At 68.0% G+C, this 12573-nt stretch carries 10 protein-coding genes; 6 read left to right on the top strand and 4 right to left on the bottom strand.

The genetic code is table 11. The features are described 5' to 3' along the window. The first annotated feature begins 76 nt into the window (after positions 1-76). The 6 genes from nirB to ASD87_RS06735 all read left to right on the top strand — a co-directional run bounded on the left by nirB (position 77) and on the right by ASD87_RS06735 (position 7721). Positions 77-2638: a nitrite reductase large subunit NirB gene (gene nirB / locus ASD87_RS06760; RefSeq protein WP_056319038.1), complete on the top strand. Its 2562-nt coding sequence runs from the start codon at positions 77-79 to the stop codon at positions 2636-2638. Further along, positions 2638-2988 carry a nitrite reductase small subunit NirD gene (gene nirD, locus ASD87_RS06755; protein WP_056319035.1) on the top strand — a complete coding sequence of 117 codons (351 nt, stop codon included), beginning with the start codon at positions 2638-2640 and terminating at the stop codon, positions 2986-2988. The genes nirB and nirD overlap by 1 nt, the downstream gene beginning before the upstream one ends. Positions 2989-3054: 66 nt before the next feature. Continuing rightward, entirely contained in the window at positions 3055-3867 is an 813-nt protein-coding gene (locus ASD87_RS06750; protein ID WP_056319032.1) for a formate/nitrite transporter family protein, read from the top strand. 12 nt (positions 3868-3879) lie between these two features. After that, positions 3880-5625 carry a bifunctional protein-serine/threonine kinase/phosphatase gene (locus ASD87_RS06745; protein ID WP_056319030.1) on the top strand — a complete coding sequence of 582 codons (1746 nt, stop codon included), beginning with the start codon at positions 3880-3882 and terminating at the stop codon, positions 5623-5625. Positions 5626-5637: 12 nt separating this feature from the next. Then, positions 5638-6414, top strand: a complete 777-nt coding sequence (cobA, locus tag ASD87_RS06740) for a uroporphyrinogen-III C-methyltransferase (RefSeq protein WP_056319027.1) — start codon at positions 5638-5640, stop codon at positions 6412-6414. Between the two features lie 44 nt (positions 6415-6458). Then, complete coding sequence (locus ASD87_RS06735; protein WP_056319025.1) at positions 6459-7721, top strand: nitrate- and nitrite sensing domain-containing protein; 1263 nt, start codon at positions 6459-6461, stop codon at positions 7719-7721. A gap of 54 nt (positions 7722-7775) precedes the next feature. Here the strand turns inward: ASD87_RS06735 and ASD87_RS06730 are convergent, their stop codons facing one another. The 4 genes from ASD87_RS06730 to ASD87_RS06715 form a co-directional block, all read right to left on the bottom strand. After that, a complete protein-coding gene (locus ASD87_RS06730) occupies positions 7776-9302 on the bottom strand; it encodes an MFS transporter (RefSeq protein WP_056319022.1) in 1527 nt (508 codons plus the stop codon). A gap of 11 nt (positions 9303-9313) precedes the next feature. Further along, complete coding sequence (locus tag ASD87_RS06725; RefSeq protein ID WP_056319019.1) at positions 9314-10483, bottom strand: efflux RND transporter periplasmic adaptor subunit; 1170 nt, start codon at positions 10481-10483, stop codon at positions 9314-9316. A gap of 44 nt (positions 10484-10527) precedes the next feature. Then, entirely contained in the window at positions 10528-12036 is a 1509-nt protein-coding gene (locus ASD87_RS06720; protein ID WP_056319016.1) for an efflux transporter outer membrane subunit, read from the bottom strand. A gap of 79 nt (positions 12037-12115) precedes the next feature. Further along, on the bottom strand, positions 12116-12571 hold the full coding sequence (locus ASD87_RS06715; RefSeq protein WP_056319013.1) for a MarR family winged helix-turn-helix transcriptional regulator: 456 nt from the start codon (positions 12569-12571) through the stop codon (positions 12116-12118). Between the last annotated feature and the right edge of the window lie 2 nt (positions 12572-12573).

The raw sequence follows: 12573 nt of genomic DNA, 5'->3' as shown, positions 1-12573 counted from the left end.
CAATGGCGCCCCGACCGAAAGGTCCAGGGCGCCGTTTGTCTTTTGAAATCCGAATATCCAAGCCTGGGGAAATCCCATGAATGCAGCGGCCAAATCCAATTCCTTGCAGACGCTGGTTGTCATCGGCAACGGCATGGTGGGCCATCATTGCGTCGAGCAATTGATCGCCCGCGGCGCCCTTAAGCGTTATCGCATCACCATCTTCGGCGAGGAAACCCGCCGCGCCTACGACCGCGTCCATCTGTCCGAATACCTGAACGGCCGCGACGCCGAGTCCATGGCGCTGGGCGACGCCGCGCTTTATGCGCAGGAAGGCGTGACCCTGCGCCTGGGCGAGCCCGTGGTGGATATCGACCGCCGCGCCCGGGAAGTCGTCACCGCCAATGGCCGCTTCGCCTACGACAAGCTGGTGCTGGCAACTGGCTCCTATCCCTTCGTGCCGCCCATCGCGGGCGCCGAAGGCCATTCGCGGCTGGTGTACCGCAGCATCGACGACCTGGACCTGATCCGCGAGGCGGCCAGCGGCGCGCGGCGCGGCGTCGTGGTGGGCGGCGGCCTGCTGGGCCTGGAAGCGGCCAATGCGCTGAAGTCGCTGAATCTGGAAGCCCACGTCGTCGAGTTCGCGCCGCGCCTGATGCCGGTGCAGCTGGACGAGGCCGGCGGCGCCGCGCTCAAGGCGCGCATCGAGGCGCTGGGCGTGGGCGTGCACTTGTCACGCGCCACGCAGGACATCAAGCCCGGCACGCAGTACCGCTACCGCATGCGCTTTGCCGAAGGCGCGCCGCTGGAAACCGACCTGATCGTGTTTTCGGCCGGCATCCGTCCGCAGGTGTTCCTGGCGCGCAAGGCCGGACTGGCGCTGGCCGAGCGCGGCGGCGTCGCCATCGACGACCACTGCCGCAGCAGCGACGAACACATCTACGCGATCGGCGAATGCGCGTCCTGGAACGGCACGGTCTTCGGCTTGGTGGCGCCCGGCTACCAGATGGCGCGCATCGTTGCCGCCGAACTGTGCGGCGCGCCCGAAGCGGCCTTTTCGGGCGCCGACATGTCCACCAAGCTCAAGCTCCTGGGCGTGGACGTGGGCTCGATCGGCGATGCCCACGGCGCCACGCCGGGTTCGCGCAGCTACCGGTACATCGACGAAGCGGGCGCCAGCTACCGGCGCCTGGTCGTGTCCGCCGACGGCAAGCGCGTGCTGGGCGCCGTCCTGGTGGGCGACAACAGCTACTACGACACCTTGCTGCAATACGCGCAGAACGGCATCGCGCCGCCCGCGGATCCGTCCAGCCTGATCCTGCCGCAAGGCCAGGCCGCACCCCTGCTGGGTGTGGACGCCCTGCCCGCCACCGCCACGATCTGCTCGTGCCACAACGTCAACAAGGGCGCGATCTGCGACGCCATCGACGGCGGCTGTACGGACCTGGCCGGCGTCAAGGCCTGCACCAAGGCGGCCTCGGGCTGCGGCGGCTGCGCGGGCCTGCTCAAGCAGGTGGTCGAGCACGAACTGGCCAGCCGCGGCGTTGTGGTCGACAAGAGCCTGTGCGAGCACTTTGCCTACACCCGCCAGGAGCTGTACGCGATCGTGCGAGTGAACGGCATCGAGACCTTCGACGAACTGCTGGCCAGCCACGGCCGCGGCCACGTCGGTTGCGAGATCTGCAAGCCCGCGGTGGGCTCGATCCTGGCATCCTGCTGGAACCGCCCCATCCAGGACCCGCACCTGGTGCCGCTGCAGGACACCAACGACACCTTCATGGCGAACATGCAGAAGAACGGCACCTACTCCGTGGTGCCGCGCATGCCCGCCGGCGAGGTCACGCCCGACGGCCTGATCGCCGTCGGCGCCGTCGCCAAGAAATACAACCTGTACGTCAAGGTGACGGGCGGCCAGCGCATCGATCTGTTCGGCGCGCAACTGCACGAGCTGCCCGGCATCTGGTCGGAACTGATCGCCGCCGGCTTCGAGACGGGACACGCCTACGGCAAGTCCACGCGCACGGTGAAGTCCTGCGTGGGCAGCACCTGGTGCCGTTTCGGCGTGCAGGACAGCGTGAAGATGGCGCTGGACATCGAGCACCGCTACAAAGGCCTGCGCGCCCCGCACAAGCTGAAGTTCGCCGTGTCCGGATGCACCCGCGAATGCGCCGAGGCGCAGAGCAAGGACATCGGCGTGATCGCCACCGAAAACGGCTGGAACCTGTATGTGTGCGGCAACGGCGGCATGCGTCCGCGCCACGCGGAACTGTTTGCGACCGACCTGGACGACGCCACCCTTATCCGCTACATCGACCGCCTGCTCATGTTCTACATCCGCACGGCCGACAAGCTGCAGCGCACGTCCGTGTGGCGCGAATCGCTGGAAGGCGGGCTGGACTATCTGAAGCAGGTCGTCATCGAGGACAGCCTGGGCCTCGCCGCCGAGCTGGAAGCGCAGATGCAGCTGGTGGTGGACCGTTATGAATGCGAATGGGCCAACGCGCTCGGCGATCCCGAAAAGCTCAAGCGCTTTCGCACCTTCGTCAACGACAGCCAGGGCGATCCCGACATCAAGTTCGTGCAGGAACGCGGCCAGCCCCGGCCCGCGCCGGCGCCCGCCGCGCAACGCGTCATTCCCATTGCCGAGGAGATCGTCTGATGGCGGCCCAACCTGCTCAACACCCTGTCTGGCGCCACGCCTGCGACCGCCGCGACCTCGTGGCCAATTCCGGCGTCGTGGCGCTGGTGGACGGCGCGCAAGTGGCGCTGTTCTACCTGCCCGACGCCGGCGGCCAGACGCTGTACGCCGTGTCGAACCGCGACCCGAAATCGGGCGCCAACGTGATTGGCCGAGGCATCGTCGGCCAGCTGGCTGGCGACCTGGTGGTGGCCTCTCCGCTCTACAAGCAGCACTTCCGGCTGGCGGATGGCAGCTGCGTGCAATTCCCGGAACAACGCCTGCAGACCTGGCAGGCGCGCTTTAACGGCGACGCGGTGGAAATCGCCTGACGGGCGCCGCCGGATTCATTCCCACCCGAATTCATTCATACCTTCAGCAAAGCAACAGGAAACATCATGTCCTACCTAGCTCCTTCCGAGTTCGTCACCAAGATGGTGGACGCGGGCGAATCCAAGCTCTACATGGCGACGCGCGACGTCCTCATCCGCGCCTTCATGGCCGGCGCCATCCTGGCGATTGCCGCAGTCTTTGCCGTCACCGTCACGGTGCAGACCGACTCGCCCATCCTGGGCGCCGCGCTCTTTCCGGTGGGATTCTGCATCCTGTACCTGATGGGCTTCGACCTCTTGACCGGCGTGTTCGTGCTGACGCCGCTGGCGCTCTTTGACAAACGGCCGGGCGTCACGATGGGCGGCATTCTCAAGCACTGGGGCCTGGTGTTCATCGGCAACTTCCTCGGCGCGCTGACGGTGGCCGTGCTGATGGCCATCGTCTTCACGTACGGCTTTTCGGTGCCGCCCAACAAGGTCGGCCAGGTCATCTCGCACATCGGCGAAAACCGCACGCTGGGCTACAAGGAATACGGCGCGGGGGGCATGCTGACCATCTTCATCCGCGGCGTGCTGTGCAACTGGATGGTGTCGCTGGGCGTCGTGGGCGCCATGATCTCGACCACCGTCAGCGGCAAGGTCATCGCCATGTGGATGCCGGTCATGCTGTTCTTTGCAATGGGCTTTGAACACTCCATCGTCAACATGTTCCTGTTCCCGTCGGCGATGATCATGGGCGGCAATTTCTCGATCATGGACTACATGATCTGGAACGAAATCCCCGTGGTGCTGGGCAATCTGATCGGCGGCATCTCGCTGACGGGCCTGACCCTCTACACCACCCACATGAAGACCGCGCCCAAGCGCCGCTTCAGCTGATTGCCGCCAAGCATGGACAGCTACACGCCCGGCGCGCCCGCCGCCTCGCTCAAGGTGGCGGTGGGCCAGCACACCGATCCCGGCGTCAAGTCCGTCAACCAGGACTTTCACGGGCTGTGCGTGCCGGACGAACCGCTGCTGGGCGCCAAGGGCATCGCCATCGCGCTGGCCGACGGCATCAGCAGCAGCAACGTCAGCCACATTGCCAGCGAAACGGCCGTGGCAAGCTTCCTGGAAGACTATTACTGCACCTCCGAAACCTGGTCGGTGAAAAAGTCCGCACAGAAGGTGCTGAGCGCGGCCAATGCGTGGCTGCACGCGCAGAGCCGCCAGCGCCACGGGCAGGACCAGGACAGCGGCTATGTCTGCACGCTGACCGTGATGGTGCTCAAGGGCGCCACCGCGCACATCCTGCACATTGGCGACGCGCGCATCTATCGCCTGCGGGACGGCGCGGTGGAGCAGCTGACCGAAGACCATCGCGTCTGGGTCGCGCACGACAAAAGCTATCTGGGCCGCGCGCTGGGCCTGGCGCCCCACCTTGAGATCGACTATCACACGCAAGCCGTCGAGCCGGGCGACGTGTTCGTGCTGGCCACCGACGGCGTCTACGAACACGTGACGGACGACGACCTGCGCCACGCCGTCGCGGCGCACGCGGACAATCTGGACGACGCCGCCCGAGGGCTGGTCGGCCAGGCGCTTGCGCGCGGCAGCGACGACAACCTGACCGTGCAGATCGTGCGCGTGGACGCCCTGCCCGCGCGCCAGGCGGGCGAGATCGCCCAGTACTCGGGCAGCCTGCCCTGTCCCCCGCTTCTGGAGGTCGGCCAGACCTTCGAAGGCTTTCGCATCACGGACGAATTGCGCGCCAGCAGCCGCAGCCACGTCTACCTGGCCCAAGACCTGGACAGCGGCGACACGGTGGTCATCAAAATCCCGTCGCTGGACCTGCGCCATGACCCGGCCTACCTGGAGCGCCTGCTGACCGAGGAATGGCTGGCGCGCCGCATCGACAGCCGACACGTCGTGCGAGCCTGGCCGCGCACGCGCCAGCGCCGTTCGCTCTACACCGTCAGCGAATACCTCGAAGGCCGCACGCTGACACAGTGGATGGCGGCCAACCCGCGCCCCGAACTGGAACCGGCAATCGCCATCATCGAGCAGGTCGCGCGCGGCCTGCAGGCCTTTCACCGGCTGGAGATCGTGCATCAGGACCTGCGGCCGGACAACATCATCATCACGCCGGACGGCACGGCAAAGATCATCGACCTGGGCTCGGCGCGCACGGCCGGCATTCAAGAGCTCGGCGCCGATGGCGACGACGCCATGCCCGTGCTGGGCACCGCCCAGTACGCCGCGCCCGAGTATTTTTTGGGCGAAGCCGGCACCGCGCGGTCCGACATCTATTCGCTGGCGGCGATCCTGTACCAGATGCTGTCGGGACGGCTGCCCTACGGCGCCGAGGTCGCGCGCTCGCGCAGCCGCGCCGCGCAATTGCGCCTGACGTATGTGTCCGTGCTGGACCGCGAGCGCGAGATTCCCGCATGGGTCGACGGGGTGCTCAGCCGCGCCCTGCACCCCGATCCGCAGCACCGCACGCCCGAGCTGTCCGAATTCACGCACGCGCTGCGCCACCCGGGCGACATGCGCGGCGCCGAGCGCCTGCCCCTGCTGGAACGCAATCCGGTCGCCTTCTGGAAGGGCCTCTGCCTGATCCTGGCCATCGTGATCGCGATACTTGCCTTCAACCGTTGAACCGAGGCCACCATGTCCGCCCACCTCCCCACCGTATCCCTGATCGGCGCCGGCCCTGGCGATCCCGAGCTGCTGACGCTCAAGGCCGTCAAGGCCCTGGGCCGCGCGGACGTGGTCCTGGTCGATGACCTGGTCAATCCCGAAGTCCTGCAGCACTGCCCGCGCGCCCGCATCGTGCACGTGGGCAAGCGCGGGGGCTGCCGCTCGACGCCGCAGGAGTTCATCCAGCGCCTGATGCTGCGCTACGCCCGCCAAGGCCTGCGCGTGGCGCGCCTGAAAGGCGGTGACCCCTGCATCTTCGGCCGCGGCGGCGAAGAAGCGCAGTGGCTCAGCGACCACGGCGTCGCCTGTGACATCGTCAACGGCATCACGGCCGGGCTGGCCGCGGCCACGTCCGCCGGCATTCCGCTCACGCAGCGCGGCATGGCCCAGGGCGTTACACTCATCACCGCGCATTCGCAGGACGGCGCGACGCCCGATTGGTCTGGTTTGGCGCGCAGCGGCACGACGCTGGTCGTCTACATGGGCGTGGCCAAGGTGCACGACATGCGCAGCCAGTTGCTGGCTGCCGGCATGGCCCCGGACACGCCCGTCGCGATGATCGAGCGCGCATCGCTGCCCGGCCAGCGGGTCTGCGCCTCGACGCTGACCGCCATGGCGGCCGACGCCCAGGCCTTCCGGTTGCGCAGCCCGGCCGTGCTGGTCATTGGCGACGTTGCGGCTTGCCGGATGTTCGGTGTGCTGGACGACTCGGCCGGCGCGACGATCCCGCAACGCCGCATGGCCTGAGGTTTGCGCGGTGCCCCGCGCATTGATAACGCATAGAGATTCCGATGGCCGAACGCCACATGCCGCCGCCGCTGCGCTTTCTGCTCGCCGCCCGCCGCAGCGAGCTCCAGGGCCTCGAAGCCCTGGCCGCCACCTGCGATCTGGTGCTGCGCATCAGCGCGCTGGTGCACGCGCTGCAAAAGGAGCGCGGCTATTCCAACCTGACCCTGTGCAGCCCCGCCGACCGGCTTGAGCCGGCGCTGGCGGGCCTGTCCAGCGATGCGCAGGCGGTTGAGACCGACGTGCGCGCCTTTCTGGACGGCCTGGAAGCCGACCCGGCAGGCGCCAGCGGCCGGGCGCGCCTGCTCAATTGCATCGCGTATTCCCTATTCCGGCTGGACGAACTGCCAGCCTTGCGCCGCGAGGTCCGCGACCGGCGCGTGCCGGTCGAAGACGCCGACGCCCGGTTTACCCAGGTGATCGGCAGCCTGCTGGCGGTGGTCTTCGAGGCCGCCGACGCATCGCTCGACCCAGGTGTGACGCGCCTACTGGTGGCGCTGTTGAATTTCATGCAGGGCAAGGAACTGAGCGGCCAGGAGCGCGCCTGCGGCGTCATGGGCTTTACCGCCGGCTGGTTCGACGACGCGCGCAAGGCGCGGATGCTGGGTCTGGCGGCGAACCAGGCGCGCAGCTTCGGTGTCTTCACGCAGTACGCGCAAAGCGCGCCGCTACAGGCGTGGGATCAGGTTCAGCAACAGGCGCAGCCGGTGCAACGCATGCGCGACATGGCGCAACACACCAGCGACGCGCAGCGCGTGGACACCGGTCTGGCCGAACTGTGGTTCGACCTGTGCACCGCACGCATCGACGCCATGCGCACGGTCGAGACGCAACTGGCGCAGGAACTGGCGCAACAGTGCGCGCGCCGCATCGCCGACACCCGCCAGGAACTGGACGACCGCCGCCTGCTGCTAAGCCGGTACACGGATCACGCCAGCGGCCGCGCGCCCAGCATGGTGTTTAGCGTGCAAAGCCGCATCCTGGACGTGCCCCCCGAAGACGGCGTGGGCAACGAAATGGAACGCTCGATCCTGGACATGATGCGCGAGCAGACCCTGCGCATGCAGCGCGCCGACGACGCGCTTAGCAGCGTGCGCGGCGCGCTGGACGAAAGAAAGCGCATCGACCGCGCCAAGCTGCTTCTGATCAGCCGCTACGGCCTGACCGAGCAAGCCGCGCACGAACGCCTGCAACGCGCGGCAATGGACGGCGGCCTGTCGCTGGCGGACGTGGCGCGGCAGATCATCGCCCAGCTCGGGGGCAACTGAATCTTCGCGGTTTGCGGCAGCCGACCCTGCTGAATGCGACCAACGGAACACACGCTAGCGGAACACCCGCTGCACCAGGCTGACGCCCGCTGCCGCCAGCGCCACGCCCGCCACCACCCGGAAATGGTCCAGGCTGGCCAGCAGCGCCGCCTGCTCGTTCAGCAACTGCGCGATCCGCGCCGTTGCAAGCTGCTGGGCCTGCCCCGGCCCCGCCACCGCCGCAAAGTGGGTGGATAGCTGCGCCATCACCGCTTCGAAATGCGCGTTGCCGGCCGCGATGCCCGTCTGAAGCACCGTGTAGTGCCGCGACGTGAACCACTGCTGGCCGACGGTGGCCAACATGATGCCCAGCGCCTGGCCAACCTGCGCCAGCATGTTCTTGACCTGCTGGGCATGGGCGAACACCGCGGGATCGCCCGTCAAGCCGGTAAAGGTCTGCATCGCGGTCGTGGGCATGAGCATCATGATGAAGACGCCATAGCAGGCCAGCGCCGGCAGCACATCGGTCCACAGGTTGGCAGTGGGAGTCAGGCGCGACATCAACACGCCGAACGCCGCCAGCGCCAGAAAGCCGGTCACGAAGAACTTGCGCGGCGACGGCCAGCGCGGCAGCAATTGCGACATCACGGCCCAGGTCATGACCCCCGCCCCCAGTCCCATCGCAAAGAACTCGCCCGCCGTCATCCACGTCTGACCCAGCCCGCGTTGCAGCATCAGCGGCACCAGATAGCCATTGGCGCCCAGCATCACATAGCAGGCCATGAACAGGCCCAGCCCGCAAAGGAAGCGCACTTCTTTCATGCCGCCCAGCCGCCGCAGCGGCGCGCCGTTGCGCGTTTCGGACCATACGAAGTAGCCCAGCGCGGCCACGCCCGCCGCGGCGGACAGCGCCAACCACGCGAACTCGCTGAAGAAGTCGTAGTAGGCGCGCTGCAAGGCATGCAGCACCAGGAAACTGCCCGCGCCCAGCGCGGCGATCGGCGCGAGGCGCACGTTACCGGACAGCACCGACCCCGCCTCGCGGCCCGGCATGACCAGCATCACAGGTGCCATCGCCAGCAACGACAGCGCCGCGATCAGCCAGAACATCAACGGCCAGCCGTCGTGCTCGACCGCCATCGCGGCCAGCCAGGGCGCCAGCGCCGTGCCCACGCACAGCCCGGTCGCCAGGGCCTTGATGCCCAGGAATCGAGCCGGACTGGGTGGAATCAGGTTGACCGTCAGCCGCGACGACGTGAGCATCGCCGCGCAGCCCGCCGCCATCAGGACGCGGCCCAGCAGAAATTGCCCCGGATCCTGCGATAGCGCGCACACCGCCGCCCCCACGCCGGCGGCGGCCAATGACGCGAGCAGGTAGGCGCGCAGGCCCAGCCGATGCGTGAGCCACCCCTGTAAGGCAATCATCATCACCGCCACGCAGGCGTAGATGAGCGCGATATGCGTGTATTCCTCGGGACTGGCGCCGATTTCGCCCATGATGGGCGCCGCGCCAAACGTCGCCATGCCGTTCTGCAGGAAATCGATGAACGTCAGGGCGCCGATGACCAGCAGCAGCGCGACCGGGGGTTTCGGTGGGGACATGATGCGCGGGCTCAGCGGTTGGCGTCGATGATGGCGCGCACCTGCGCGTCGGCCTGGGCCAGTTCGTCGGCGTACACCGCCGTCGTGTAGACCTGCGGCTGTCCTTGCGCCGCTACCAGCCGTTTGCCGTCGCGCGTCTCGGTGTCCACCACGACCCGCATCGACAGCCCCAGTTGCAGCGGTTGCGCCGCCACCTCCGCCGGGTCCAGCGCGATCCGCACCGGCACGCGCTGCACCACCTTGATCCAGTTGCCGGTGGCATTTTGCGCGGGCAGCAGCGAGAAGGCGCTGCCGGTGCCGGCGTCCTGGCCGAGCACGCGGCCGTGATAGACCACGCCATCGCCATACAGGTCGGTCGTCAGCCGGACAGGCTGGCCAATACGCACATTGCGCAGTTGCGATTCCTTCAGGTTGGCCGTGACCCACAGGTGGTCCAGCGGCACCACCGACATCAGCGGCGCGCCAGCAGCCACGCGCTGCCCGACCTGCACGCCACGCTTGGTCACCACCCCGCCCACCGGCGCGACGACTTTCGTGCGCGCAAGGGCCACGCTGGCGTTGCGCAACTGCACGGCGGCGGCCTGCACGTCCGGGTGCGATTCGACCGTGGTGCCGTCGATCAGCGCATGATTGCGCTTGAGCTGTTCGCTGGCGACCGCCAGCGCGGCGCGCGCGGTGCGCACGGCCTGCTGCGCGTGCACCAGTTCCTCTCCCGGAATGGCGCCGATCCTGGCCAGCGCCGACCGGCGCGCCACGTCTTCCTCGGCGCGGGCCAGGTCCACCTTGCGCAGCGCCACGGTGGCGCCGTCCTGCCCGGCCATCGCGAACTGGCCGCGCACCTGCCGCACGCTGCGCGCCAGATTGGCGCGCGCCGCGTCCAGCGACAGTTGCGCGTCCACCCCGTTCAGCTCGATCAGCACCGCCCCCGGTTCGACCCTGTCGGTGTTGTCCGCGCGGATCGCCGTCACCACCCCGCCCACCTGCGGCGTCACCTGCACGACGTTGCCTTCGACATAAGCGTCTTCCGTCGACACCCAGCGGCCGTCTGCATGCGAGGCATACGCGCCGGCCAGCACCGCGACCGCCAGGATTGCCGCGCCGCCGGCAGCCACCTTGCGGGCGAAGGCGTTGCGCGGCCGGGATGAGGGGGATGGAGAATTTGGGGCGGCTTCGGTGTTCATGGCTTGCAAGTGTTGAGAGAAGGATGATCGGGCGGGATGGCGGCTTATGACCGGGTTTGCGTCGCAGCGCCGGAATCGGCCGTCGCGGGCGTCCCGGATGCGCCGGGCAGATAGCCGCCGCCCAGCGCGCGGATGAGTTCCAAATGCAGCGTGCGGTTGCGCGTGTCCAGTTCGATCAGCAGCTGCTTTTGCTGCAGCACCTGGCCTTCGGCGGACAGCACCTGCAGATAGCTGCCGACGCCGCTCCGGTAGCGCGCGGACGCCATGTCGTAGGCCTGCTGCGTCAGGCGCAACGCCTCGCGCTGCTGGGCCGAGCGTTCAGCCTGCCACCGCAGCGACACCAGCTGATCCACCACGTCATGCAGCGCCGCGACCAGCGTGCCGTTGTACTGTTCGACCGCCGCGTCGTATTCCGCCTGGCGCGCGCCCAGGTTGCCGCGCAGCCGGCCGCCATCGAAGACCGGCAGCGACACCGCCGGGCCAATTCCCAACACGCGGCTGCCGGCGTTTAACAGGTCCGATAGCCCCAGGCTCTGCAAGCCGGCAAACGCGGTCAGGCTGACGTTGGGATAGAACTGCGCGCGAGCGGCCTTGATCTCGGCGCCGGCTGCTTCGGCGCGCCAGCGCTGCGCCACCACGTCGGGCCGGCGGCCGATCAATTCCGCCGGCACCGTCGTCGGGATCGCCTCGGCAAAACGCCCGCGCAGCGCTGGCCGCCCCAGCTGGATGCCCGTGTCGGGGCCCCGGCCCACCAAGGCGGCGACCTGATTGCGCGTCAGCGCGATCTGTTCGTTCAACGCGGCAATGCGCTCGCGCGTGGCGGGCAGCGCGGCTTCGGCCTGCGTCATGTCCAGGCGTGAATCCAGCTGCGCGTCGACGCGGCGCTGCGTCAACGCCAGCGTGGTCTCGCGTTGACGCAGCGTCTCTTCGGCCAGATCGCGCAGCTGGTAGGCGGCATCCAGTTTCAGATACGCGCGGACCAGCGAGGTCGTGAGCATCAGCTCGGCGGCATGCAGGTCCACCTCGGCGGCCTGCGCGCGTTGCAGCGCCGCGTCCAGCGCCGCCCGGTTCTTGCCCCAGAAATCGATCTCGTAGGCCACGCCCGCCTGCAGGTCGGCCGTCCAATCCCACGCGCCGGCCAGCGGCTGCGGCGTGGTGCTGTGCTCGCTGAAACGTTGGCGCGTCGCGCGGCCGCTCAAGTTTCCTTGCGGCGACAGCGGCGCCCCCGCGACGCTGGCCAACGCGTCGGCATGCCGCACCCGCGCCGCCGCCGCCCGCAGGCTGGGCTGTTCGGCCAGCGCAGCCTGCACAAGCTGGTTCAACTGCGCGTCGCCGAAGGTCTCCCACCACGCCTGCGTTGGCCACGCGGCCGGCGAGACGGGCGATCCTTGCAGAGACTCGCTGACTGCCAGCCCGCTCGCGCTGCCGATCGACGATTGGGTATGCAGACCGCCCGTGCTTGCACATCCGGCCAGAACAGACACAGCCAGGACGAGGCCCGCACTGCGCCACAGGCGCGGGAGGCAATGGATAGACGAGATGGGCGCTTGCATGGTCGAGAGAGCTTTTAATATGCCCAGGCTGTATATGCCTAGGCAGATAAATGGATAAAAAAAATCGCCGGCGGAAAACCTACTCCGCCCGCGTGTTGATCAGGATGCGAGACAGCAGCTTGTGCAGCACCTGCGCTTCGGCTTCCGAAAAACCATCCAGCAACTGGCGAAACGCGATTTCGGTGGCCTGGCGCGCCTGCGGAAACGCCGCCTTGCCCTGCTCAGTCAGCTCGATCAGCGAGCTGCGGCGGTCGGCTTCGTTTTCGACGCGGCGGATAAAGCCCTTGGCCACGATCCGATCCAGCAGCCGGGTCATCGCGCCCGAGTCATACGACAGCACGCGGCAGAAGTCGCTGAGCGTGCGGCCCCACCCTTTGACGATGCAATTGAGCACGACGTACTGCTGAACCGTGATCTGCAGCGGCGCCAATTCGCGGTCCAGCGCATCCAGAATGCCGTTGCGCACGGAGGTCACCAGGAAACCCAGTTCGCCGGTGCACAGTTCGTCCAGCACGGAAGGCGTTGCGTTGCTCATGA

Source organism: Achromobacter sp. Root170, assembly GCF_001428165.1.
GTDB lineage: Bacteria > Pseudomonadota > Gammaproteobacteria > Burkholderiales > Burkholderiaceae_B > Achromobacter > Achromobacter mucicolens.
This window is presented reverse-complemented; position numbering and strand designations above follow the sequence as displayed.